The following is a 25,336-nucleotide window of genomic DNA, read 5'->3' on the forward strand; positions in this document are numbered from 1 at the left end:
GAGCGCCTCAGCCCAGCCGCTCCAGCAGGTGGTCGCCGACCCGCAGCGCGTTGGCGATCACCGTGAGTGCGGGGTTCACGGCGCCGATGCTCGGGAAGAAGCCGGCGTCCGCGACGTACAGGTTGTCGAGCTCGTGGGCCTTGCAGTCGGGGTCGAGCACCGAGGTGGCCGGATCGGTGCCGAAGCGGACCGTCCCTGCCTGGTGCGCGCAGCCCGCCACCGGGACGTCGTTCTTCATGTAGACGTCGCGGGGGATGAGGTGGTGCGGGTGCATGCCGAGGTGGTCGAGCTGCCGGGTCACCCGGTGGTAGAGCTGGTCGAGCGGCTCGCGGTTGTTCGGTGTGTAGCTGAGCCGGATCTCGCCGTCCCGGGTCAGCGTCAGCCGGTTCTCGGGCTCGGGGAGGTCCTCGGTGGAGAGCCAGAAGTCGACCGCGTGCCCCGCGACGTCATCGAGGGCGAACGACGGGGCCAGCTTGGCGATGCTCTTCTCGCCGCGGTACATCGGGGCCGTCGACTTGCCGACCATCTGCACGTTGCCCATCGGGAAGTCGAAGTCCTCGTCCCCGAAGTAGAAGTCGTTCAGCCCGAGGGTCTTCTGGAACCTCGTGTCGTTCCGCTCCTTCGACACCGCCAGGAAGGCCCGGCTGTTGTGGAACACGTAGTTGCGGCCGACCTGGTCGGAGCCGTTCGCCAGCCCGTTCGGGTGGCGGTCGTCGGCGCTGGCGAGCAGCAGCTTCGCCGAGTTCGCCGCACCGGCGGCGACCACCACGACGCTCCCGCGGAAGCGCTCCTCGCGACCGTCCACGTCGGCGACCACGGTGGTCACGGTCCGGCCGGACGGGTCGGTCTCCAGCCGCCGGACCTCGGCGTTGCGCAGCAGCGTGAGGTTGTCGTGGGCCAGGGCCGGGCGCACGGCGACCACGTCGGCGTCGGCCTTCGCGTGCACCAGGCACGGGAAGCCGTCGCAGGTGGCGCAGCGGATGCAGGTGCTGAACGCCGGGTTCGCCTCGTCGAGCATGATCCCGCACGGTGCGTGGAACGGGTGCAGCCCGACCGCGGTGAGGTCGTCGAAGAGCTGCTGGATGCGCGGCTCGTGCGAGACCGGCGGATGGGGGTACGGCGCCGAGGCCGGCGGCTCGGACGGGTCCTCGCCCCGCAGGCCGTGCACCTGGTAGAGCTGCTCGGCCTGCGTGTAGTAGGGCTCGAACACGTCGTACCCGACCGGCCACGCCGGCGAGACCCCGCCGTGGTGCTTGAGCTCGTTGAAGTCCCGCTCGCGCAGGCGGTAGAGCGCGGCCCCGTAGAACTTGGTGGCCCCGCCGACGAAGTAGTGGACCTGGGGCTGGAACGCCTTGCCGTCGCCGTCGTACCAGGTGTCCGTCGAGACGTACCGGTTCTCCACGAAGACCGCGGTGTCGCTCCAGTTCTCGACCTCGCGCGGCAGCCAGTCACCGCGCTCGAGGACCAGCACCCGCTTGCCGGAGGGAGCCAGCCGGTGCGCCAGCGTGCCGCCGCCGGCACCCGACCCCACGATGATCACGTCGTACGCGTCGGCCATGGCTGCCTCCTCGGGTCTCGCGCCTCGGGTCTCGCGCGCCAGGACCCGTGGCCTGCTGCCCGTGGCCTCACCGGCGCCTGACGCCAGCGTGGTCCCGTCCCCGGTGCCGGAGCATCGTCCCGACTGGATGACCCGGGCTCAGATGAGCTGCAGCACCCGGGCCCGGCGTACCGCCTCGTTGCGACGGGTGACGGCGAGCTTGTGCAGGATGTGCCGGACGTGCGTGCGCACGGTGTTGACCGAGATGAACATCGCGGACCCGATCTCCTGGGTGCTCAGCAGGTCCGCCAGGTGCTGGAGCACCTCGAGCTCCCGGTCGGTCAGGTCGACCGTGGCTGCGGTGTCGGGCCCCGGTGCGGCCGCTTCCGCGTCGACCACGTCGACGGGTGCCAGCCAGGCTGCGCGGGTCGCGACCTGCGCGTCCGTGCGCATGAGGGCGCGGACGGCGGGCCCGGCGTGTGCGAAGGGCCGCCGGAGCCGCTCGGGCTCGGCCAGCTCCAGCGCGTCGAGCACGAGGTCGCGGTCCGCGTCGCCGCCGGTCCGCAGGGACCGCCGCTCGGCCTCCCGGAGCATCAGCCCGACCCGGGCCGAAGGTGTCCGGACGACGGCGCGACGTCCGGTCCGCCTGGAGGAGGTGGCCTCGGAGGAGGTCGGCGCCGCCAGGCCGAGACCGCGTCGCTCCAGGTCGCGCTCGGTGCGGGTCCAGCCCGCGCCGGGTGGGTCGTCGGCGAGCAGGCGGCGCGCCATCGACGTCTCGCCGCGGTCGCGCATCAGGCGGGCCCGGACCAGGACCGACACCGGCTCGAGCACCGGGTCGTGCGCCAGGTCCTCGTGCCGGGCCGCCTTGCCGAGCCAGTGCAGCGCCCGCGACAGCTCCTGCCGCTCGGTGGCGACCCAGGCCCGGGCCAGGTGCCCGGCGGCGGGCGCCGGCACGGCCGCGCCACCCTCGGCGGCGAGCCCCTCCGCCGTGCCGGTCACCTCCACGGCGTGGGTGAGGTAGCCGCGCAACGCCTCGACCAGCGCGAGCCGGCCGAGGCAGTCGAGCCGCGGACCGACGACGCCGTCGTCCGGGAGCTGCCGCAGGGCGTCGCCGAGGAGCTCCGCGGCAGCGTCCAGGTCGCCCGAGGAGAGACGGGCCGACGCGTCCTGGACCAGCAGCAGGGCCGATGCCGCCGACGGCGGGCCGCCCGTCTCCCGGTACAGCTCCCGCGCTTCCGCGGTCGCGTCGAGCGTGCCCGCGGAATCGCCGGCCGCGGCGGCCAGGGTCGCCCGGACCAGCGCAGCGGACGGAGCGGTGGCGTCCCGCGTCTCGTCGGGCACGGCGGCCAGGCGTGTTCTCGCCGCTGCGTGGTCGCCGGACGCCAGGGCGAGGGCGGCGGCCACCAGGGCTCCGGGAGCCGTGTCCACCTCGGTGGCCCCGGCCAGGAGGCGGGTCAGGCGCATCCCCGAGGCGGTCGGCAGCAGCATCTCGGCCAGTGCCCCGGACTCGGCGACCACGCGGACGGCCTCCACCAGCTCGCCGGCCCGGACCAGCTGCTCCACCGCGTCGACCGGGCGGGCGCACCCGGTCAGCCAGTCCGCCGCCCGCCGGTGCAGGTCACGGACCTCGTCGGGCCGCTCGGCGACGTACGACGCGTGCAGCACGTCCCGCAGCAGCGGGTGCAGCCGGAAATGCGCGGACGCCGCCGGCTCGCGCCGCAGGAACGGGACGCGGTGCGCCAGGTCGGCGAGCGAGCCGGCGTCCTCCTGCCGGCCGGTCAGGACCGAGGCGAGCTCCGGGTCGAAGCCGTCGACCAGGCTGAGCCGGCGTAGCGCCGTCCGGTCGTCGACCGTCAGCGGACGGACCACCTCGGCACGCAGGTAGTCCCCGAGCAGGCTGTCGGGTGCCAGGCTGGCGCGGGCCTGCTCCTCCGTCGGCCCCGAGGGCGAGGACGGGCCCAGGTCCTGCAGGGCCATGGCCGCGAGGCGGGCGCCGGCGGCCCAGCCCTCGGTGGCCCGCGTGAGCTCCCGGACCACGTGCCCCGGCGCGTGCAGTGCGTGCTGGTCCAGCACGGAGGCCACCGCGTCCGCGTCGAGCCGGAGGTCGTCGGGCCCGAGCTCGGCGAGCCGCCCCTCGAGCCGGTAGCGGTGCAGGGGCAGCGCCGGGCGGGCGCGGGCCAGGAGCACCACCCGGAGCCGGTCACCGGCCAGGGTCATCAGCCGGTCGAGGTCGGCCAGGGTGGCGTCGTCCGTGACCTCCTCGACCGCGTCGAGGACCACGGTGGTCCGCCCGCCGTCGCGCTCCAGGACGAGGGCGAGGCCATCGAGCGCGGAGCCCGGGCCGTCGTCCGGTCCGGACGGCCGGTCCCAGCCGTCCGGGACCGGCAGGCGCGACGACAGCGCCTCGAGCAGGTGCCACCAGAAGACGCCGCGGTGGGCGTCCTCGCGTGCCAGGCCGAGCCAGACCGCGCCGGGCGCCGTCGCCGCCCAGGCAGCGGCGAGCACGGTCTTGCCGGCGCCGGCCGGGGCGCAGACGAGGGTCACCTGGCGCGAGGTCGACGAGTCCAGGCGGGCGACCGCCGCCGGGCGCGGGACCACCGGGAAGGTGGCCGGGGGTGGCCGGAGCGACGTGGCGGGCGTGATCGGTGGCCAGTGACCCGCACCGCTGGTGGCGCGCTCGTCCCGGTCGGCCGTGCCTGCGTGCATGGTCGGTTCACCTCCCGGACCCCGGAGCCGCCTGGTGCGGGCCTCCCCCCGGGTGTCCCCTCCACTCCAGCCTTTCCCGGGGCCCGGGGAAGGGCATCGCCCCGATGGTGTGAAACCACCCGGGCGAGAGAAGTCGTCCGCCGCGGACGACGCGGTCCCCGGCCCGGGGGCACAGGGTGGACGGAACGGGCGTCGTCCGAGGCGACCACGACGAGGGGAGCAGCCATGGCGCAGGCACCTGGCGCGGGTGCGCAGCCCGCGGACGTGCTGGTGGTCTTCGGGATCACGGGAGACCTGGCGAAGGTGATGACCTTCCAGTCGCTCTACCGCCTCGAGGCACGCGGACTCCTCGACTGCCCGATCGTGGGTGTGGCGGTCGACGACTGGACCATGGACCAGCTCGTGGAGCGGGCGCGGACGTCCATCACCGGCACCGGTCAGACGATCGACGAGTCCGTCTTCGCCCGGTTCGCGGACCGGCTGTCCTACGTCAGCGGCGACTTCAAGGACGTCGCGACGTACGCCCGCGTGGCCGACGCGGTCAAGGGCGCGGAGCACCCGGTGTTCTACCTCGAGATCCCGCCGTTCCTGTTCGGCGAGGTGGTGCGGATGCTGAGCGAGGCGGGTCTGACCGAGTCCGCGCGCCTGGTGATCGAGAAGCCGTTCGGCCACGACGCCGCGTCGGCGACCGCGCTCGCCGAGGAGCTCCACGAGTACGTCGACGAGTCGCAGCTGTTCCGGATCGACCACTACCTCGGGAAGATGGGGCTCGAGGAGATCCTCTACCTGCGCTTCGCCAACGCGATCCTCGAGCCGGTCTGGAGCCGCAACTACATCGACTGCGTGCAGATCACGATGGCGGAGGACTTCGGCGTCGCGGACCGTGGGCACTTCTACGACCCGGTCGGTGCCCTGCGCGACGTCGTGGTCAACCACCTGATGCAGGTGGTGGCGGCGGTGGGGATGGAGCCGCCCTCCCGCGGCGACCCGACCACCCTCAAGGAGGCGCAGGTGGCGCTGTTCCGGGCGGTCGAGGAAGCCGACCCCGCCCACTACGTCCGCGGCCAGTACGACGGCTACCTCGACGTCGAGGGGGTCGCCGCCTCCTCGTCCACCGAGACGTACGCCGCCCTGCGACTCGACATCGAGAACTGGCGGTGGGCGGGCGTGCCGTTCTTCATCCGGACCGGCAAGCTCCTCGCCGCGACCCAGACCGAGGTCCGCCTGGTGTTCAAGCGACCGCCGCGGCTCGGCTTCGGTCCGCCCGGTCACCGCCCGGAGCCCAACCAGCTGGCGGTGCGGCTCGACCCGACGACCGGCGTCCGGCTCGAGCTCGACGCCCGGCGGGCCGACCTCGCCCACATCGGTCAGGTCGAGATGCAGATGGAGTTCGCCCACGAGGGCGGCGAGGGCCCGACGCCGTACGAGGTGCTCCTGCAGGCCGCGCTGCGCGGCGACAGCACGCGGTTCTCACGGCAGGACGGCGTGGAGGAGACCTGGCGGGTCATGCAGCCGCTGCTGGACGCGCCGCCACCGGTCCACTCCTACGCCCCGGGATCCTGGGGGCCGGAGGCCGCCGACGTGGTCCCGGCCGGCTTCGGCGGGTGGCGCACACCCTGGCTGTGACGCCCCGCTGAGCAGTCAGAGCGAGAGCTCCTCCCGGAAGTCGGCGAGGATGATCCGGCCCGCAGCCTCGATCAGGGCCAGGTGCGAGAACGCCTGCGGGAAGTTGCCGAGGTGGCGGGAGCGCTCGACCTCGAACTCCTCGGCGTAGAGCCCCAACGGCGACGAGACCCGCAGCAGCCGCTCCATGAGCCCGGTCGCCCGCTTCCGCTCGCCGATCATCGCGAACGCCGAGACCAGCCAGAAGGAGCAGATCAGGAACGTGCCCTCCTTGCCCGAGAGCCCGTCGTCGGTCTCGTCCGTGCGGTAGCGCAGCACGAAGCCGTGCTCGGTCAGCTCCTCGGCGATCGCCAGCACGGTGTTCCGGATCCGCTCGTCGGAGCCGGGCAGGAAGCCGAACAGCGGAGCGAGCAGGGTGGAGGCGTCCAGGGCGTCGGTGTCGTAGTGCTGCCGGAGCACGCCGCGGTCGCTCACCCCGCGCGTGAGGATGTCGTCGCGGATCTCGTCGGCGACCTTCTGCCACTCAGCGGCCTGGTCCGCTTCGCCGCGGATCGTGGCGAGCTTGGCGGCCCGGTCGAGCGCCACCCAGCCCATGAGCTTGGAGGACACGTAGTGCTGCGGCTTTCCACGGGCCTCCCAGATGCCCTGGTCCGGCTCCTGCCAGGAGGCGATCGCACCGGCCGCCTGGGACTGGATCAGCGGCCACAGCCGGGCCGGGAGGTGCTGGCTGTGCCGGACGTGGAGGAGGAGGGAGTCCAGCACGGCGCCGTACACGTCGTTCTGCCGCTGGTCGAAGGCACCGTTCCCCAGGCGGACCGGACGCGCGCCCTCGTAGCCGGTCAGCTCGTCGCGGGTGGTCTCGGTCAGGTCGCGGCGGCCGTCGATGCCGTACATGATCTGGAGCGCCCCGTCGGGGTTCGGCTCCAGGTCCGCGACGAACTGCATGAACTCGTCGGCCTCCCAGTCCAGGTTCAGGTAGTGCAGCGCCTGCAGCGTGAACGTGGTGTCGCGGATCCACGTGTAGCGGTAGTCCCAGTTGCGCTCCCCGCCCGGGGTCTCGGGCAACGAGGTGGTCAGTGCCGCGACCGTCGCGCCGGTGGGCATGTAGGTCAGCCCCTTGATGGTCAGGGCCGAGCGCTGCAGGGGGTGCCGCAGGGAGTGGTCGGGGATCCGGGCCCGGGCCAGCCACGAACGCCAGAACTCCACGGTGGTCGCGATCCGCGCCGAGGCGTCCTTGGTGTCCCCGGGAACCGCCAGCCCGTCCGCCCAGGACAGCGCGCAGAAGGCTCTCTCGCCCTTCCGCAGCACGTGCCGCGCCCGGGCCGAGCTGCCCTCGATGCCGATCAGCATGTCGGTGGCCAGCCGGAAGACCTGGCCCGAGCCGCTGGCGTCCGCGGTGTGGCCGTCGTCGTCGACCAGCTCCCATTCGGCCGGCGCCCGTCCGTAGTCGAACGCGGGCTCGCAGACCAGCTCGATCTCGACGTCGCCGTCGAGGCACTCGACGGTGCGGACCAGCAGGTGCTCGGCGTCGTCGTCGGCGGGCGGCCGGGTGTGCGGGGTGACCGTGTCGGGCCCGTGGCGGGGACCCATCACCAGGGCGTCGGTCACCTCGACCCACCCGCGTGGCGTGTGCCAGGTCGTGGTCATCACGTTCGTGCCGGGCACGTAGCTGCGCTGGCTCGGCACGTGGATGCCGTAGGGACCGAACCGGAACGACCCCGCGCCGCGGTCCAGCAGGTTGCCGAAGACGCTGGCGGAGTCGAACGCCGGCAGGCACAGCCAGTCCACCGAGCCGTCTGGCGCGACCAGCGCACCGGTGTGGCAGTCGGAGAGGAACGCGTAGTCCGCGATCGGAGGGAAGGGAGAGGTCTGCAGGCTCACGGTCCACGCTCCTGGTCGAGACGGTTCGGTCAGCGGTGCTGGTGCGGTGCCGGTGGGGTCGCTGGTGGGCCCGGCGCCGGACCGCTCCGACCATGCTGGTCCGCCGTAGCTGCACGGGCATCACCCCGGGAAGACGAGTCGGCACGGGTGGACGGGACCGGCCTGCCTCGTCCGCCGGTCTCATCTGCGCCGGATGATGGCCCGGGCCGACCCGCGTGCCTACGCTCGCGACACCTGAGGCGACGGCGACGCCGGGTCGCTGCGTACGGCGGGGGAGGGTGTGGTGCGCGTGAGCGACACGATCGGGGCGCTGGTCGCGGTCGCCGCTGTCGACCCCGTGCCGTGGGCGCGCGGGCAGATGGCGTTCACACTGGCCTGCCACATCATCCTGGTGCCGCTGGGCGTCTCGTGGGCGTTCATGACGCTGGTCGCCAACTACCGCGCGATCCGGCACGACGACCCCGACGCCCTGGTGCTGGCCCAGCGCTGGTCGAAGTACATGGCGGTCACGTTCGCGGTGGGTGCGGTCACGGGGACGGTGCTGAGCTTCGAGTTCGGGCTGCTGTGGCCCACGTTCATGGGCCAGTGGGGCGCGGTGTTCGGGGTCGCGTTCGCCTTCGAGGGCCTGTTCTTCTTCACCGAGGCGATCTTCATCGCGATCTACATCTACGGGTGGCGGCGGCTGCGGCCGTGGACCCACTTCTGGACCGGGGTGCCGATCGTCGTGGCCGGCATCTTCGGCAGCATCTCGGTGGTCTCGGTCAACGCCTGGATGAACGCGCCGTCGGGCTTCACCCTGGACTCGAGTGGGAAGGTGACCGACGTCGACCCGGTCCAGGTGATCTTTAACGACGCGATGCCGCTGCAGGCGGCGCACATGCTGGTCGCGGCGTACCTCGTGGGCGGCTTCCTCATCGCCTCGGTCTACGCCACCGGGATGCTCCGGGGGCGCCGCGACCGTTACCACCGGACCGCGTTCCTCATCGCCTTCACCGTCGGCGCGGTCGCCGCTCCCGTGCAGATGGGGGTCGGCGACGCGCTGGCCCGGTGGGTCTACAACGAGCAGCCGGTGAAGTTCGCGGCCATCGAGATGGTCCCGGAGACCAGCAGCGACGTCCCGGAGACGCTGCTAGGCCGTCTGAACGACGAGGGCGAGGTCACCGGCGGGATCCCGATCCCGGGTCTGGCCTCGTGGCTGTCCGACCCCAGCACCGGCCGGTCCACGGTGGTGCAGGGCCTCGACACGGTGCCCGCGGACGAGCGCCCCACGAACCGGCAGGTCAACATCGTCCACCTGAGCTGGGACGTGATGGTCGGGATCGGAACTCTCCTGCTCCTGCTGTCCGCGTGGTACGGCGGGAGCTGGGTGTTCCGGCGCCGGGAGCCGCAGAACCGCTGGTTCCTCCGGGCGGCCGCGGCCTCCGGCGCCCTGGCGGTGGTGTGCATGGAGGCCGGCTGGGTGGTGGCCGAGGTCGGCCGGCAGCCGTGGATCGTCTACAACCGCATGAAGGTCGAGGACGCGGCGACCGAGAACGACGGCGTGTGGATCACCTTCCTCGCCGTCGTGGTGCTCTACGCCGCCCTCGCGGTCACCACGGTCCTGGTGCTCCGCTCGATGAGCCGGCGGTTCCGCCGCACCTCCGGCTTCACGGAGGACGACAGTCCGTACGGCCCGACGCGTCGGCCCGAGCCGGCCGGGGCCGGGCGGGACGGGGGGCCGCCGTGAGCACCACCGTCGCCGTCGTCCTCCTGCTGGCCCTGACCGCGTACGCCGTGTTCGGCGGCGCCGACTTCGGCGCCGGGTTCTGGGACCTCACCGCGGGGGGTGCCGAGCGGGGCCGGCGGCCCCGCGAACTGATCGAGCGGTCGATCGGACCGGTGTGGGAGGCGAACCACGTCTGGCTCATCTTCGTCTTCGTGGTCACCTGGACGGCGTTCCCCGAGGCCTATGCCTCGATCTGGCTCACCCTGTTCGTCCCGCTGACGATCGCCGCCCTCGGCATCGTGCTGCGCGGAGCCAGCTTCGCCTTCCGCAAGTCGGTCGAGTCGACCCGCAGCAGGCGCGCGTTCGGGGCGGCGTTCGCGGCCTCGTCGGTGGTGGTGCCGTACTGCATGGGCGCGGTCGCGGGCGGGATCGCGTCCGGTCGGGTGCCGGCCGGCGGCCGGGCCGGCGACCCCGTCGACAGCTGGGTCAACCCGACGTCCGTGGTCGCCGGGCTGCTGGCGGTCACGCTGTTCGCCTACCTGGCCGCGGTCTACCTGGTCTGGGAGGCGCGCGGTGCCGGTGACCCCGCGCTGGAGGAGTACTTCCGCCGCCGCTGCCTCGGAGGAGCCGTCGCCGCCGCCGTGGTCCTGGTCGTCGGGGCGTTCGTGGTCCGCGACGACGCGTCGTACCTCTGGGACGGGCTGACCTCCCGGGCGCTGCCGGTCGTCGCGGCCGGAACGCTGTGCGGCCTGGCCGCGCTGGTCCTGCTGGTGATGCGCGCGGCCCGCGGGGCCCGGCTGCTCGCCGCGCTGGCGGTGGCCGCCGTGGTCGTCGGGTGGGGCGTGGCCCAGTGGGACTACCTGCTCCCGACCAGCCTGACCGTCTCGGCGGCCGCGGCGCCCTCCGGGACGCTGACGGCACTCGTGGTCGTGGTCGTGCTGGCCGCGGTCCTCGTGGTGCCGGCGTTCCTGCTGCTCTACGTGCTGGACCAGCGCCGGATGCTGCCCGAGGAGGGTCTGGAGGAGGCTCCGGTTCCCGAGCGGTGACCCGCGATTCATCCTTCTCGGGTGAACCGGAGGCGGCCCGGCGAGGTCACGCTCGGGGGAAGGAGGACCCTGTCACGAACCGGAGGCAACATGAGCAGCAACCAGTTGGACCCCAAGACCATGGCCCAGGCGCAACAGGCCAGCATGATCGCGACGCCGGGCTCTCGGGAGTACGACTACATGGTGCGACAGTCGGCCTGGGTGGCCTGGGTGAACTTCGCCGGCGTCATGCTCATCATGCTGGGCACGTTGCACGGCATCCAGGGCCTGGTCGCGCTGTTCCGCGACGAGGTGTACGTCGTGGGCAAGAGCGGCCTGGTCGTCAACGTCGACTACACGACGTGGGGCTGGGTGCACATCATCTGGGGCCTGTTCGGCATCCTGGTGGGTGTGTGCCTGCTGGCCGGGCAGATGTGGGCGCGGGTGGTCGGCGTGATCCTGGCGTTCGCCAGCGCGATCATCAACGTCGGCTTCCTGCCCTCCTACCCGGTCTGGTCCGGGATCATGATCGCGCTCGACGTCGTCGTCATCTGGGCGATCACCGTGCACGGCGGGGAGCTGAAGGAGTTCAAGCAGTAGCCAGCTGCGCGGCGAGGCGGACCGGGGCGTTGGCGGCGCCGTAGCCGTCGTACCCGCCCCGGCGCTCGACGACCTCGAAGAACACCCGGCCGACCGTTGCTGTGTAGAAGTGCAGGAACTCGCCGTCGCCGTCGCGGTCGTAGAGCAGGCCGAGGTCGCGCAGCGTCGCGAGCAGCGCGGGGTCGAGGTCGAAGCGGGCGGCGAGGTCGTCGTAGTAGTTGTCGGGGACCGGCAGGCAGCGCAGGCCTCGGGCCCGCGCTTGCTGCGCGAGGGTGACGACGTCGTCGCAGGCGAACGCGACGTGCTGCGGCAGGCGGTCGCGGAGGCCGGCCGGCTGCAGGTTGAGAGCGAGCCGGATCCGCCCGTCGGCCGAGCGCATCACCTTGCTCCGCACCAGCCCCGCCGGGCCGGCCACGTCGAGCGGGGCCTGTGGCGCCAGGCCGAGCACGCTGCTGTAGAAGAGCACTGCCTCGTCGTAGTGCTGCCACGGCTGCACCAGGTTGACGTGGTCGACGTGGGTCACGAGGTCCGGACCGGCCGGGGTCGTCCCGAGCCGGAACTCGCCGGTCCAGGTGGCGTCCGGCCCGTCCGGCACTCGCCCGAGGAACACTTCGGTCCCGTCGGGGGCCGAGAACGCGGCGAGCCGCTCCTCACCGGCGTAGGTCCGCCGGTGCACGGGCGGGGCCAGCAACCGGTTCGCCCGGGCCGCCGAGGCGTCCGGGTCGGTGACCTCGACGCCGACGGCGGCCACGGCCGGTGCCGCCCCGCGGGCCTGCTGCTCGTTGAGCACCACCCGTGCCTCACCCTGGGTCCAGAGCCCGACCGCCTTGCTGCGGTGCCGGCCGCGGAAGGTGAAGCCGAGCTGGGCGAGCACCACCTCGACCTCCCCTGCGTCCTCGGCGCGGACCTCCACGAAGTCCACGCCGGAGGGCTCGCCCACGTCGGGGAGCCGCGCCACGCCCGGGCCCACCTCGCTGCCCAGGTGGCGGGCGGCCTGGTCCTCGAGCCAGCGCAGCGAGCGGAGCGCCTGCCGCGCCGTCCGGTCCGGGTCGGTCTGCCGGAAGGTGTCGTTGAAGACCTCGAGCGAGAGGGGACCGGCGTACCCGGCGCGGAGGACGTGGGCGAGGAAGCCGGCGAGGTCGAAGCCGCCCTCGCCGGGGAACAGCCGGTGGTGCCGGCTCCACGAGAGCACGTCCATGCTGAGCAGGGGAGCGTCGGCGAGCTGGAGGAAGAACACCTTGTCGCCGGGGATCTGCTCGATCTCCTTCGGGTCGTGGCCGCGAGAGAGGATGTGGAAGCTGTCGAGGCACACGCCCACGTTCGGGTGGTCGGCGCGCTCCACGACCTGCCAGGCGCGGCGGTAGTCGTCCACGAACCGACCCCAGGCCAGCGCCTCATAGGCCAGCCGGACGTCGTACGACGCCGCGAGGTCGCCGAGCTCGCGCAGCTGCGCGGCGAAGACCGCGTCGTCGTCGATCGTGGCGGTGGCGACGTTGCTGCAGACCAGCATCGTGTCCATGCCGAGCCGGCGCATCAGTGCGAGCTTGGCCTCGGCGCGGCGCAGGTTCGCCGCGAAGGTCGCGGGGTCGACCCCCTCGGCGTCACGGAACGGCTGGAAGAGGTCGAGGGTCAGCCCGAGCCGCCGGGAGAGGGCGTGGATCTCCTCCGGGCTCTCCGGCGCGGCGACGAGGTCGGGCTCGAACACCTCGATCCCGTCGAAGCCCGCGGCGGCGCAGGCCTGCATCTTCTGGGTCAGCGTGCCGCTGAGGCACACCGTGGCGATCGACGTCCGCATCGGTCCTCCCGCACAAGCGAATGAACTAAACGGTACATACATTGGCCCCGGTCCGCCAGCCCCCCGGATCCACGCACTACGCTCGGCGCCATGGCCGACGTGACGCAGCCCGAGCGGATCCGGGACCCCGAGCGCACCCGTGCGGAGCTGCTCGAGGTGGCGACCGAGGTGTTCGCCGAGCAGGGCCTGTCGGGGGCGCGGGTGGACGAGATCGCCGAGCGCACCCGCACCACGAAGCGGATGATCTACTACTACTTCGGCGGCAAGGAGCAGCTCTACCGCGCGGTCCTGGAGGCGGCGTACCGCGGCATCCGCGAGGCCGAGCAGGCGATCCATGCCGCCGACCTGCCCCCGGTCGAGGCGGTACGCCGCATCGCCGAGCTCACCTTCGACCACCACCATGCGCACCCGGCATTCATCCGGCTGGTGTCCATCGAGAACATCCACCGGGGCGAGCACCTGCGCCAGGTCGAGTCCCTGCGCGACCTCAGCCGACCGGTGGCCACCCTGCTCGACGACGCGCTGGAGCGGGGGCGGGCGTCGGGGGAGTTCCGCACCGACGTCGACGCGATCGACCTGCACATGCTGATCAGCGCCTACTGCGTCTTCCAGGTCGCCAACAACGCCACCTTCGGCTACCTCTTCGACCGCGACATGGGCGCGCCCGACATCCGTGCGCGGCACCGGCGGATCCTCGGCGACGTCGTCGTCGCCTGGCTGACCCACCGCTGACCGCGGCCGTCTGAACCTCTGTCGCGTCACCCCTTGACGGCCCGCGCCGTGGTGTGATCTCCTTCACGAACGTACCAGTTAGTTCATTAGGAGGAGCGATGGAGCAGCACCCCTACCTCGTGGGTCTGGTCGGTGCCGGCGTCGGCCCGTCGCTCACCCCCGCGCTGCACATGCGGGAGGCCGCGGCGCACGGGCTGCCCTACGTCTACCGCACCATCGACATCACCGCGCTGGGCCTGGCACCGACCGACATCGGCCGGATCCTGGCGAACGCCCGGCTCCTCGGCTTCGACGCCCTCAACGTCACCCACCCGTGCAAGCAGCTGGTCATCGAGCACCTGGACCGCCTCGACCCGACCGCCGCGCGGCTCGGCGCCGTGAACACCGTCGTGTTCGGCGCGGACGGGGCGGTCGGCCACAACACCGACACCACCGGCTTCGCGGCCGCGGTCCGGACCGGCCTGCCGGGGGCACGGACCGCCGAGGTGGTCCAGCTCGGTGCCGGCGGCGCGGGCGTCGCCGTCGCCGACGCCCTCCTCTCGCTGGGCACCGACCACCTGGTGGTCGTCGACCTCGACGAGGACCGCAGCGCCGCCCTGGCCCACACCCTGGCCGGGCGGTTCCCCGAGGCCCGGGTCGAGAGCGCGCACCCCGACAAGCTCTCGGCGCTGCTGCCGGGCGCCAACGGCCTCGTGCACTGCACGCCCACCGGCATGGCCGACCACCCGGGCCTCCCGCTCGACCCGGCCCTACTGCGCCGCGACCTCTGGGTCGCCGACATCGTCTACCGGCCGCTCGACACGGCCCTGCTCCAGGCAGCCCGGGCAGCGGGCTGCGCCGTTCTCGACGGCGGACACATGGCGGCGTACCAGGCCGTCGACGCGTTCCGCCTCATCACCGGGGTCGATCCCGACCCCGACCGCATGCTCGCCCACCTGCGCGAGCTCGCCGCCGACCGCGGCTGACCGCCTGTCCGATCCCCGACAGCAGCACACACCGACACCTCACCGACGGCCGCTGGCCACTCGACCGCTGGCGCCTGCCCGCGGGAGACTTCACCCGAAGGAGGACCCTGATGGAGGGACCGCGCACCACCGACACGACCACGCATGGCAAGACCCCACGCAGGGCGGCCGTCGCCAGCTTCATGGGCAGTGCGGTGGAGTACTACGACTTCTTCATCTTCGGCTCCGCCGCGGCGCTGATCTTCCCCCACATCTTCTTCCCCGACGACGACGCCTCGGCCCTGGTCATGTCCTTCGCCACCTTCGGCTTCGCGTACGTCGCCCGGCCGGTCGGTGCGGTCATCCTCGGCCACTTCGGTGACCGGGTGGGCCGGCAGAAGGTGCTCATGTTCACGCTCGTGCTCATGGGGCTCTCCACGTTCCTGATCGGGTGCCTGCCGACGTACGACACGATCGGGTGGGCCGCGCCCGCCCTGCTGGTCCTCTGCCGGCTCCTGCAAGGGCTGTCGGCGGCGGGGGAGCAGGCCGGTGCCAGCTCGCTGACCCTCGAGCACGCTCCCGACGACCGCCGGTCGTTCTTCACCTCCTGGACGCTGACCGGCACCCAGGGCGGGCAGATCCTGGCCGCGCTGGTGTTCATCCCGGTGGTCTCGCTCCCGGACGACATCAAGTACGGCATCGGGTGGCGCATCCCGTTCTGGCTCAGCGCGTTCGTGGTCCTCGTCGCCTACGTCATCCGTCGCAGCCTGCACGAGCCGCCGTCGTTCGAGGAGGCCAAGGCCAACGACGACATCGCCCGCCTGCCCGTGGCCGACCTGCTCCGTCACCACTGGCGCGACGTGCTCCGGGTGATCTGCTGCGCGTTCATCGCCGCCGTCTCGACCGTCTTCGGCAACCTCGCGATCGCCTACGGCACGGAGGTCGGTGTCAACGCCTCGATCACGCTGTGGCTCGTGGTGGCCGCGAACGTCGTCGCCCTGGCCACCCAGCCGATGTTCGGGATGCTCGCCGACCGGATCGGCCGCAAGCCGGTGTTCATCTACGGCGCGCTGTCCAGCGCGGTGTTCATGCCCTTCTACCTGCTCTCGATGAGCCAGGGCAACGAGCTGCTCACCTTCGCCCTCGCGATCCTGACCTTCTCCTGCGGCTACGCCGCGGCCAACGCCACCTGGCCGTCGTTCTACGGCGAGATGTTCAACGCCCGGGTGCGGTTCTCCGGCGTCGCCATCGGCACCCAGCTCGGCTTCCTGATGGCCGGGTTCGCACCGACCATCGTCACCGGTCTCGGCGGCGTCCAGGCGGGCGGCTGGGTCGTCACCGCCGGCTTCACCGCCGTCATCGCGACCATCGCGGCGATCTCCGCGGCCACGGCCCGCGAGACCCGTGCGGTGCCCACCGCGGAGCTGGGGGTGACGCGGGCCGACGCGTTTCGCGAGGTGAAGGTCCCCGTCACCGCGGGCTGACCTCGCCCGGACCGGCCCGACCACCGGCGGGAGACCCCGGTGGTCGGGCCGTTGGCCTCTGGTGCGCGCGTTCGGGAGATACCCACGCTGGGGGGAATCCCTGCGCCGGATCTCGGCCGGTCCTGGAGGCTGGAGGTCCCGGTCATGGAACAGGCAGTCACGCAGCGACTGGCCACGGCCTGCGCCCGGCACCCGTGGCGCACGGTCGGCGTCTGGGGCATCGTCTTCATCCTGGGGCTCGCGGCCAACGTGCTGGTCCTCGGGTCGGCCCTCACGCCCGAGGGCGGCCTCACCACCCAGACCGAGGCGACCAGGGGTCTGGACCTGGTCAACGACAGGTTCCCGAACCGCGACGCGGCGAGCGAGTACGTCGTCGTGGTCGCCGACCGGGGCAGTGTGGACGACCCGGCGGTCAGGAAGACCGTGGCCGGCCTGCGCGAGGACATCGCGGGAGCCGAGGCGGTTCGGGGGGTCGGCGACCCCTACGCGAAGGGCGCGGTCGGGCTCCGGTCCCGGACCGGGGACGCCGTACTGGTGCCTGTCGTCATGGACGACCTGGACGAGGCCGACGCAGCGGGGACGGACCCGCTGGCCGGCATCGCCACCATCGTCGACGCCGTGCACGCGGCCGACAGCCGGGCAGACGTGTCGGCATACGTCACGGGGAGCTGGACGGTCGGCAACGACTTCATCGAGGTGTCGCAGCGCGACCTGCAGCGAGGCGAGCTGCAGTACGGCATGCCGGCGGCGCTGGTGGTGCTGCTGCTCGTGTTCGGTGCCGTGGTCGCTGCCCTGGTGCCGCTCGCCATCGCGGTGGTCTCGATCGTGGTCGCCCTCGGCATCGCGGCCGGAGTCGGACAGGTGTACGACCTCTCCTTCTTCATCATCAACATGACGTTCGCGATGGGACTCGCCCTGGGCATCGACTACAGCCTGTTCGTGGTCTCCCGCTACCGGGAGGGACGCTGGGCCGGACTCGCCAAGCTGGACGCGATCGCGGCCTCGGGAGGTACCGCGAGCAAGGCCGTGCTGTTCTCCGGATCGGCCTTCGTCGTCGCCCTCCTCGGGATGCTGCTCGTGCCCGACATCGTGCTGCGCAGCCTCGCGTTCGGCGCGGTGCTCGTGGGGATCGTCACCGTGGCCAGTGCCCTGACGCTGCTGCCGGCGATCCTGTCGCTGCTCGGTGACCGCATCGAGCGCCTGCGACTCCCCTTCCTGCCGCAGCAGCACGGCGGCGAGAGCCGGTTCTGGACCCGGACCGTCGGCTTCGTGACCCGGCGCCCCGCCTGGACGGCCGGACTGACCACCGCCCTGCTGGTGCTGCTCGCGCTGCCGGTGCTCACCCTGGCGACCGGCTCGGCCGGCCTCAGCTCCCTGCCCGCCGACCGGACCGGGCACCGGGGCTTCGTCGCCCTGGAGACCTACTTCCCGTCCGGCGCGCGGAGCAACCCGGCGGTGGTGGTGGTCGACGCCGACAGCAGCCGGGCGGACGTCGGCGCGGCGGCGCAGCGTCTGCGGGACCTCGTGGCCGACGACAGCGCCTTCGGCGTGTCGACGGTCTCGACCGCACCCGGAGGGGACCTGACGCTCGTGGAGATCGCGCTCACCGGGGATCCCGCCGGGCCCGAGGCCGGCGCGGCCATCGAGCGCCTGCGCGACGACTACGTGCCGTCGGCCTTCGACGGGGTCGACGCCCCGGTCCACGTCACCGGCACGACGGCGTACGACCTCGACTACACGACGGTCATCGCGCACTGGCTGCCGATCGTGATCACGTTCGTGCTGTCGCTCAGCTTCCTGCTGCTGCTGTTGATCTTCCGCTCGATCGTGCTGCCCCTGAAGGCCGTGCTGCTCAACCTGCTGTCCGTGGGTGCGGCGTACGGCGTGCTGGTCCTGGTCTTCCAGGAGGGGATCGGGGCCGACGTCCTCGGGCTCCAGCAGATCGACCGGGTCGAGCCCTGGGTGCCGGTGTTCCTCTTCTCGGTGCTGTTCGCCCTGTCCATGGACTACCACGTGTTCCTGCTGACCCGGATCCGGGAGCGCTACCTCGCGACGGGTGACACGGTCGACGCGGTCATCCACGGGGTGGGCGCCACCGGCCGGATCATCACCGGTGCCGCCCTGATCATCGTGGTCGTCTTCTTCGGCTTCGCGACCGGCGACACCGTCGGCTTCCAGCAGATGGGCCTCGGTGTCGGCGTCGCGCTGCTGATCGACGCGACCGTCATCCGCACCGTGCTCGTCCCCTCGAGCATGGTGCTGCTGGGCCACTGGAACTGGTACCTGCCGAGCTGGCTCGAGTGGCTGCCCCACCTCGACGTCGAGAGCGGCACGGGGGACCTCGCCGCGGCCGGCGTACCGTCCGCGGTCGGACCAGGTCGCGGAGGTCGAGGGCGCGCAGCCGCTCGGGGTCGGCGACCTCGTTGATCTCGACGATCCGGCCGTCGCGGACCACCGGGCTGAACACCGAGGCCACCTGTCCGCCGGAGGTGGTCGAGGCACACCCGGCTGACCACGGTCGTCAGCCAGCCCGCAGGCTGGCCACCTCGCTGGTGTCGGAGCGGGCCAGTCGTAGCCGGGCCTCCTGCACCGCGTCGTCGGCCTCGGCGGTCGACCCCAGCATCCGGTAGGCGACCGCGCGGAGGTACGCGCGGTGCTCCTCGAACTCCTCGGCCAGCTGCTCCTGGGACGGCATGTCTCAGGTTCCTCCTCCGTGGTCCGTCATCCGGTTGACGAACCGAGCACGACCGACATGACAGGAGAACGATCATGCAGGCACGTGGCCGACTGCTGGCCGTCGGGCGGCCGCCTCCGCCGGCCCGCCGGACAGTGACCTTCGGCCGTTGTCCGACTCGGCGGGCGCGCGGGACGCTGGGGGGAGAGGTGTGATCCGCATGAGCACTACCGCCGTCATCATCACCGTCCTCGTCGCCGTCACGCTGGTGGTCGTCTTCCTCGTGATGGCGCTGAAGATCGTCAAGCAGTACGAGAAGGGCGTGCTCTTCCGGCTGGGTCGCCTGAAGGGCGCCCGCGAGCCGGGTCTGCACGTCATCGTCCCGGTGGTCGACGTGCTGGTGAAGGTCTCCCTGCGCATCGTCACGCTGCCGATCCAGTCCCAGGGCATCATCACCAAGGACAACGTCAGCGTGGACATCGCAGCCGTCGCGTACTACCGGGTGGTGGACGCGGTGAAGTCGGTGATCGCGATCGAGAACGTGCAGGCCGCGATCAACCAGATCGCGCAGACCACGCTGCGCAACGTGGTCGGTCAGCACACCCTCGACGAGTGCCTCGCCGCGACCGACCGCATCAACGAGGACATCCGGGAGATCCTCGACCGCACCACCTCGGCCTGGGGCGTCGACGTCACGCTGGTCGAGCTGAAGGACATCCAGCTGCCGGAGTCCATGAAGCGGGCGATGGCGCGCGAGGCCGAGGCGGAGCGCGAGAAGCGCGCCAAGGTGATCAACGCCGAGGGCGAGCACCTCGCCGCGGCACGCCTGGGCGAGGCGTCGGACGTGATGATGGCGCACCCGCTGGCGCTCCAGCTGCGCAACCTGCAGACCCTGCTCGAGCTGGGCGTCGACAAGAACACCACGGTGGTCTTCCCGGCACCGCTGATGAGCACCGTCGAGGAGCTCGGCTCGTTCCTGGACCGCGAGCGTGGCGCGGCCTCACGGCACCGCGCGGGCTGAGCCGCCGCCCCGGTGCTCGAGGGCGAGGGTCCGCACCCGGTCGAGGTCCTCGTCGGTGAAGACGCCGTTCACACCCGAGATCGCGGCCAGCCGCATCCCGTGCTTGAGGCCGAGCCGGTAGATCTCCTTGACTTTCTCCCACTCGATGTTGCGACCGACGGTGTAGCTCTCGTAGCGGCCCTCGAGGGCGAGCACGACGGTCTCGGCCAGACAGGCGTACGCGACGCCCGGCGGGAGGCCGATGTCGCGCATGTGCACGTCGCCGGGGAGCTCGATCTCGCCGGACTCGATCACGAGTACGTCGGGCCGTCGGGCCACGTCCTCGGGCGACAGGTCGAGGGGACGGGCCACGTCGGTGATCACGCAGCCCGGCTTGACCTGCATGATGTCCAGCACCCGCTTGCCGGCGCCGGAGGTGGCGGTCACCACCAGGTCCATGTCCCCGAGGTGGCCGTCCGGGGTGGCGGCGACGTGCACCCGCGAGCGCGGCTCCATCTGCTCGATCTCGTGCTTGAGCGCCAGCAGCTTCGCCTTCTCGGGGGAGACCAGCCAGAGGTCGTCGGAGGCCATCGCCAGCAGCCGGGCGCACACCGAGCCGATCGCGCCGGTCGCCCCGACCACCATCGACGAGCCGTGCATCCGGCCGTCGGCGTCCACGTCGACGAGGCCGAGGCGTTCCGTGGCCTCGTGTGCCGCCCACAGGGCACCCGACGCGCTGTAGCTGTTGCCGGTGGTGACCGGGAGGGGCGCCTGCTTCGCGACCGTCGCACCGGCGTCGCCGACGACCTTGGTGAACGCGCCGAGACCCATCACCTGGGCACCCAGCCCGCGGGCGGTCTCGGCCGCCGCCAGCAGCCGGCCGTAGGTGAACTCCGGGTCGTGCGCCATCAGCTCGCGGGGCGTGCCGCCGACGGTGATCAGCCAGCCCTCCGCCTCGGCACCGGTCGGCGACCGGATCCCGGTGACGTGGCTGTAGACGAAGGGCGGGGCGTAGGCCACCGCCTTCTCGACCAGGTCCATCACCGGCGCCGGCGCGACCTTCGCGAGCATGCCGAGCGGCTGCACCTGCTCGAAGTAGTCCCGCGACAGCGGGTGGATGACGAACGCGAACCGGCTCTTGTGGCGCGGCCCGTTGGGCTGCAGGACCCGCGGCTCCAGCCCGGCCGTGCCGATCATGTCGAGCAGGTCGTCGTCGGTGAGCGCGTCCCCGGTGGCGGCCCGCATCATCGCCTCCAGCAGCGCGGCCGAGACGGTCACCGGGAACGGCTGCGGGGTGGCGTCGACCACCATGTCCACGCCGCGGGCGGCCAGCTCGGCGAGCTGGTCGTCGGTGATCGCGGAGGTGAGCAGCGTCTTGCCGGTGAGGTCGTGCAGCTTGAGCCGGGCCAGCTCGTCGTACGTCGCGACGACGACGTCGCAGTCCCTCGCGGCCCGGCGGGCCAGCGCCAGGCCTGCCGATCGACCCGGCCGGAGGAGCTCGTCCCACGCGCCCTGCGGCACCAGCCGCGCCGGCCGCCTGCCGAGCTGCACGGCGAGGTCGAGGAACGGCGCCGACCCGAGGCCGGTGCTGCCCACCCGGCACAGCGGGTCGGCGAAGACCAGGTTCCGGGTGTGCTCGCGGAGGACCCGGACGGTCCGGGCGTGCCCGGTGCTGCCGAGCACGACCGTGCGGGCGTTGGTGAAGAAGCCGGGCAGCTCCGACTGCACGTGCCGCACCGCCCACTCCTGCAGCACCGAGCGCAGCGCCCGTCCGTCGGTGACCGGCACCGCGTCGGTGGCCTGCAGCAGGCGGTGCACGACGCTCGGGCCGCCGGTCACCGCGATCGCCGCGGCCCGGTCCGCCCAGGACGCCACCAGCGCGACCGCCTCGGCGGCGTCACCGTTGGTGCCCCGCCGGACGATCCGCATGTCGCGGTCGAGGAAGCGCACCCGCTCGTCGACGTCATGCTGCGACCCGTCCGTGCTGACGTGCACGACCACGGTCGGTGCGGTGGTGGGCATCGGAGGCTCCTCTCGTGGTGGCCGGCTCAGGTCATCGCGGCCGAGCCGACCTCGGGGTGCTCGACCATGAAGTCGATCAGGCGGTCGGCGTACGACGCGAACGGCGGGCACTCGAGCCCGGTCCCGGCCAGGTCGGCCCGGGTGTGCGTGGTGGCGTAGGTGGTGGGCGAGGCGAAGTACTCCAGCGCCTCGGCGGGGAGGCCGAGCAGCGCCTCGGCTCCGGGCACCGAGCCGACCAGGCGACGGGTCGGAGCCACGGGGAGCGGGAGCCAGACGACGCGGCGTCCGAGGCGGCGGGCGAAGGTGTCGACCACCTCCCGCACCGTCGGCGGATCCGGGTCGGTGAGCGCGTAGGTGCGGCCCAGCGACGCGTCGAGCGCCGAGAGCCGGTCCATCGCGTCGACCACGAAGTCGCGCGGGACCAGGCTGACCCGGACCCGGTCCGGGTCGCCGAGCCGGGGTACCAGCGCCACGAGCGGCTGGCGACGGAGGAAGGTGGCCAGGAAGTAGGGGCCGTCGTACTTCTGGGTCTCGCCGGTGACCGAGTCGCCGACCACGATGCCCGGCCGGTAGACCGTCGCGGGCAGCCCGTCTGTCAGGGCCTTGCGCACCAGCAGCTCGGCCTCGAACTTCGTGGACTCGTAGTGGTTGCGGAGCTCCTGGCCCTCGTCGAGCGCGTCCTCGGCGAACTCGCCCGCGAACCGGCCGCTGACGTAGCAGGTGCTGACGTGGTGCAGCCGCTCCAGGTGCGGCAGACGCGCGCACAGGTCGAGCACCCGTGCCGTCCCGCCGATGTTGACCCGCCGCGCCACCTGCTCGCCGACCGCCAGGTCGTAGACCGCGGCCAGGTGCCAGACCTCGGTGACCTCGGCGAGGACCCGGTCCCGGTCGGTCGGCCGGAGATCGAGGTCACCGGCCGTGACGTCGCCCTCGAGCAGCTCCGTGCGGCCGGCCATCTCGGGGTGGTCGGCCTCGATCCCGGAGAGTCGACGCCGAGCCGCCGCCAGGTGTCGGGGCTGCACGACGCACCGGGCCTGCGTGTACGGCGTCCGGGCGAGCAGCCGGGGGAGCAGGGCGGAGCCGAGGAAGCCGGGGAAGCCGGTGAGGAGCACCGTGGGCACGCGATCGCCTCCGTTGTTCGGGTCGTCCCTCCCATCGTTGGCCGCCGGTGCGCAGGCGGGCAGGGACCAAGGTCGCGGACCGTCGGGACTTCGTGACCCGGCTGCGGGACGCGCTCAGGTCAGGAAGATCCCGGCGTAGGGCTTCGGCGCGAAGTAGGTCGTCTTCGGCGGCATCTCCTCGCCGAGGTCGGCGATCCGGGTGAGGGCGTGCAGGGTCGGGGGGCGGAGCACGAACAGGGCGCCGCCGTCCTCGTCGCAGCGCGCCGCCGGCTGGTCGAGCGGGAGGTGGTCGGGGAGCACCTCGAGCCGCGGGTGGCCCGGGCCGGGGATGCCGAGCGCCGGGCCGAGCAGCCGGGACTGCAGTACGGAGACGTCGAGGCCGGCCATGCCGTCAGGGCGGTCGCCGGACGGCACCAGGTCGTACCAGCGCCCCGCGACGTACACGCCGATCCCGCCGGGCCGTCCGCCCTCCGGCACCTCCCGCACCTCGAAGTGGCCGGAGGCGGCGTCGAGCAGCGGAGCGACGTCGACCGGGCCGGTGACCCGGCGGTGGAAGGAGGACAGGGTGAGCCCGTGCATCGGGAACAGCACGCACAGCACGCCGCCCTCCTCCGGGCGGCCGGCCCGCTCCCAGGCGTGCAGCCGCGCGGCGACCCGGTGGTGCCCGTCGGCGATGTAGTGGACGCCGTCCCCGAGCGATCGGGCCAGCTCGGCGGTCTGCGCCTCTCCGGTGACCCTCCACAGCGTGTGCTCGAGCCCGTCGGTGCCCTCGAACTGCAGCACCGGGCGGCCGCGCCGGGTCACCTCGACGGCGCGCGCGGCTCCCGGCCGGTCGGCGTGCAGCAGCGCCACCGGCTCGGACCGCGCCGGCTGGTCGGCGTAGTAGTCCACCAGCGCCTCGACCCGGTGCCGGTCGACCGCCTCGTGGCCGCGGACGTCGCCCCCGGCGAAGGCGGCGAGGCGGACGTCGGCCACCACGCCGACGTGCTCGGTGGCGCCCCGGCGCATCCGGTAGACGTAGAACGCCTGCGGCGCCTGCTCGTACGCCGACGCGGGGACGGGCGCTGCGGCTCGCCGCTCGCCGTGGCCGAGCGCGTCGACCATGGGCGCCACCGCCCGGTCGGCCCACTCCTGGCGCACCACGCGCGACGCGAACGGCCGGACCACACCGGGGAACGGACCTCGCTCGGCGGCGGCCACCGTCATGGCGACCCGTCGATCGTGGTCGCCGAGACCCCGAACACGTCCGGCAGGGCACCGAGGTCGGCGAGCAGGTCGTCGGACAGCGGACCGGCGACGTCGATGGTCGCGACCGCGGCGTCGCCGCCCCGGAAGACGCGGTTCTGCATGTGCTCCACGTTGAGCCGGTCGCGGCTGAGCCGGTCGAGGACGTGGGCCAGCACGCCGACCCGGTCGAGGTGGCGCACGGTGAGCGTGGCCGAGCCGATCCGGCTGGGCGTGAGGTTGACGCAGTTGGGCGTCTCGCCCTGCACGAACGCGTCGATGATCTCCACGACTCCGGCGGCGATAGCGTCCTGCGCCTGCTGCGTGGAGGCGCCGATGTGGTGGGTGCCGACCACCCGCGGGTGCTGGGCCACCCGCGAGGTCCACTCGGCCCGCCCGGACCCGGGCTCGTCGGCGTAGACGTCGAGCCCGGCCCGCAGGTCGCGCTCGTCGAGCGCCTCGAGGAGCGCGTCCTCGTCGACCAGCTCGCCGCGCGAGGTGTTGAGCAGGATCGCGCCCGGCCTCATCCGGGCCAGGAAGTCGCGGTCGACCAGGCCGGCGGTGGCCTTGCCGGCGGGCAGGTGGAGGGAGACCACGTCGCACGCGGGGAGCAGGTCGTCCAGCGAGTCCACCATCTCGATCCGCAGGTCGTCGGCGCGGGCGACGACGTCGGGACGCCGGTCGGCCTTGGCCAGGGTCAGCACGTGCATCCCGAAGCCGGTGGCGCGCTGGGCCACCTCGATGCCGATCGAGCCGAGCCCGAGGATGCCGAGGGTGGAGCCGAGCAGGCCGCGCGCCGCGCCGTACGTCTTCTTGTCCCATCGTCCGGCCCGGAGGTCGACGGTGTTGTCGACGATGCGGCGGTCGACCGCCAGCAGCAGGCCCAGGGTCAGCTCGGCCACGGCGGCGGCGTTGCGGCCGGGCAGGTTGGCGACCAGGACGCCGCGGGCGGCCGCGGCCTCGGTGTCGATCGTGTTCGTGCCCGCGCCGGCGCGGATCACCAGCGCCAGCCGGTCGGCGCTCTCGAAGACCTCGCGGCGGACCTTGGTGCTGCGCACCACCAGCGCGTCGACGCCGTCGACGCGGCCGGCGAGGTCGCCGGCCTGCAGCCCGGGTTCGACGACGCAGGTGTGGCCGCGCTCCTCGAGCTGGGTGACCGTCGACTCCCCGACGGCATCGGCAAAGAGCACGCGCATCGTGACCTCCGTGGGACGCAAGCCTGCGTCCTCAAGGTAGCGGGGCAGGGGCCCGTGCGCGATGGTG

18 protein-coding genes are annotated in these 25,336 nt (G+C 72.7%); 9 read left to right on the forward strand and 9 right to left on the reverse strand.

The annotated features are described in order from the left end of the window. Positions 1-7: 7 nt before the first annotated feature. Both EKO23_RS05030 and EKO23_RS05035 read right to left on the reverse strand, forming a co-directional pair. The gene (locus tag EKO23_RS05030; RefSeq protein WP_134714720.1) at positions 8-1,558 is read right to left on the reverse strand and encodes a GMC oxidoreductase; all 1,551 of its coding nucleotides are present in this window, start codon (positions 1,556-1,558) and stop codon (positions 8-10) included. 138 nt (positions 1,559-1,696) lie between these two features. Beyond that, positions 1,697-4,243 (reverse strand): helix-turn-helix transcriptional regulator, encoded by a 2,547-nt coding sequence (locus tag EKO23_RS05035; protein ID WP_134714722.1) that lies wholly within the window; start codon positions 4,241-4,243, stop codon positions 1,697-1,699. A 225-nt stretch (positions 4,244-4,468) separates the two neighbouring features. On the opposite strand from EKO23_RS05035, the gene EKO23_RS05040 reads away from it, so the two are divergent. Further along, a complete protein-coding gene (locus tag EKO23_RS05040; protein ID WP_134714724.1) occupies positions 4,469-5,869 on the forward strand; it encodes a glucose-6-phosphate dehydrogenase in 1,401 nt (466 codons plus the stop codon). A gap of 15 nt (positions 5,870-5,884) precedes the next feature. Here the strand turns inward: EKO23_RS05040 and EKO23_RS05045 are convergent, their stop codons facing one another. Beyond that, positions 5,885-7,747 carry a glycoside hydrolase family 15 protein gene (locus tag EKO23_RS05045; protein ID WP_175582658.1) on the reverse strand — a complete coding sequence of 621 codons (1,863 nt, stop codon included), beginning with the start codon at positions 7,745-7,747 and terminating at the stop codon, positions 5,885-5,887. A 289-nt stretch (positions 7,748-8,036) separates the two neighbouring features. Between EKO23_RS05045 and EKO23_RS05050 the strand changes: the two genes are divergently transcribed. The 3 genes from EKO23_RS05050 to EKO23_RS05060 all read left to right on the forward strand — a co-directional run bounded on the left by EKO23_RS05050 (position 8,037) and on the right by EKO23_RS05060 (position 11,077). Then, positions 8,037-9,473, forward strand: a complete 1,437-nt coding sequence (locus tag EKO23_RS05050) for a cytochrome ubiquinol oxidase subunit I (protein ID WP_217702475.1) — start codon at positions 8,037-8,039, stop codon at positions 9,471-9,473. After that, the gene (locus EKO23_RS05055; protein ID WP_134714728.1) at positions 9,470-10,498 is read left to right on the forward strand and encodes a cytochrome d ubiquinol oxidase subunit II; all 1,029 of its coding nucleotides are present in this window, start codon (positions 9,470-9,472) and stop codon (positions 10,496-10,498) included. Before EKO23_RS05050 ends, EKO23_RS05055 begins: the two co-directional genes overlap by 4 nt. Before the next feature lie 90 nt (positions 10,499-10,588). Continuing rightward, on the forward strand, positions 10,589-11,077 hold the full coding sequence (locus tag EKO23_RS05060) for a DUF7144 family membrane protein (RefSeq protein WP_217702476.1): 489 nt from the start codon (positions 10,589-10,591) through the stop codon (positions 11,075-11,077). Here EKO23_RS05060 and EKO23_RS05065 read toward each other — a convergent pair. Continuing rightward, entirely contained in the window at positions 11,067-12,872 is a 1,806-nt protein-coding gene (locus EKO23_RS05065) for a bifunctional sugar phosphate isomerase/epimerase/4-hydroxyphenylpyruvate dioxygenase family protein (RefSeq protein ID WP_134714730.1), read from the reverse strand. The genes EKO23_RS05060 and EKO23_RS05065 overlap by 11 nt on opposite strands. A gap of 90 nt (positions 12,873-12,962) precedes the next feature. Here EKO23_RS05065 and EKO23_RS05070 point away from each other — a divergent pair, with 90 nt between their 5' ends. From EKO23_RS05070 to EKO23_RS05085, 4 genes are all read left to right on the forward strand, one after another. Continuing rightward, positions 12,963-13,604, forward strand: coding sequence for a TetR/AcrR family transcriptional regulator (locus tag EKO23_RS05070; RefSeq protein WP_134714732.1), 642 nt, complete (start codon positions 12,963-12,965; stop codon positions 13,602-13,604). 98 nt (positions 13,605-13,702) lie between these two features. After that, the gene (locus EKO23_RS05075) at positions 13,703-14,569 is read left to right on the forward strand and encodes a shikimate dehydrogenase (protein ID WP_134714734.1); all 867 of its coding nucleotides are present in this window, start codon (positions 13,703-13,705) and stop codon (positions 14,567-14,569) included. Between the two features lie 110 nt (positions 14,570-14,679). Further along, the gene (locus EKO23_RS05080) at positions 14,680-16,032 is read left to right on the forward strand and encodes an MFS transporter (protein ID WP_134714736.1); all 1,353 of its coding nucleotides are present in this window, start codon (positions 14,680-14,682) and stop codon (positions 16,030-16,032) included. A 144-nt stretch (positions 16,033-16,176) separates the two neighbouring features. Next, the gene (locus EKO23_RS05085; protein WP_134714738.1) at positions 16,177-18,459 is read left to right on the forward strand and encodes an MMPL family transporter; all 2,283 of its coding nucleotides are present in this window, start codon (positions 16,177-16,179) and stop codon (positions 18,457-18,459) included. 94 nt (positions 18,460-18,553) lie between these two features. Here EKO23_RS05085 and EKO23_RS05090 read toward each other — a convergent pair whose 3' ends face one another. Then, a complete protein-coding gene (locus EKO23_RS05090) occupies positions 18,554-18,727 on the reverse strand; it encodes a sigma factor (RefSeq protein ID WP_342773561.1) in 174 nt (57 codons plus the stop codon). A 199-nt stretch (positions 18,728-18,926) separates the two neighbouring features. On the opposite strand from EKO23_RS05090, the gene EKO23_RS05095 reads away from it, so the two are divergent. Further along, the gene (locus EKO23_RS05095; RefSeq protein WP_134714740.1) at positions 18,927-19,727 is read left to right on the forward strand and encodes a slipin family protein; all 801 of its coding nucleotides are present in this window, start codon (positions 18,927-18,929) and stop codon (positions 19,725-19,727) included. On the opposite strand, the gene EKO23_RS05100 is transcribed toward EKO23_RS05095, so the two are convergent. The 4 genes from EKO23_RS05100 to EKO23_RS05115 form a co-directional block, all read right to left on the reverse strand. Then, positions 19,707-21,728: a dehydrogenase gene (locus EKO23_RS05100; protein ID WP_134714742.1), complete on the reverse strand. Its 2,022-nt coding sequence runs from the start codon at positions 21,726-21,728 to the stop codon at positions 19,707-19,709. The two genes, EKO23_RS05095 and EKO23_RS05100, sit on opposite strands and share 21 nt — an antisense overlap. A 26-nt stretch (positions 21,729-21,754) precedes the next feature. Next, positions 21,755-22,849 (reverse strand): SDR family oxidoreductase, encoded by a 1,095-nt coding sequence (locus EKO23_RS05105; protein ID WP_134714744.1) that lies wholly within the window; start codon positions 22,847-22,849, stop codon positions 21,755-21,757. Between the two features lie 114 nt (positions 22,850-22,963). Continuing rightward, entirely contained in the window at positions 22,964-24,055 is a 1,092-nt protein-coding gene (locus EKO23_RS05110) for a DUF1015 family protein (RefSeq protein WP_167880328.1), read from the reverse strand. Next, positions 24,052-25,290, reverse strand: coding sequence for an NAD(P)-dependent oxidoreductase (locus EKO23_RS05115; protein WP_217702477.1), 1,239 nt, complete (start codon positions 25,288-25,290; stop codon positions 24,052-24,054). Before EKO23_RS05115 ends, EKO23_RS05110 begins: the two co-directional genes overlap by 4 nt. Between the last annotated feature and the right edge of the window lie 46 nt (positions 25,291-25,336).

Source organism: Nocardioides guangzhouensis (assembly GCF_004519545.1).
Classification (GTDB): Bacteria; Actinomycetota; Actinomycetes; order Propionibacteriales; family Nocardioidaceae; genus Nocardioides; species Nocardioides guangzhouensis.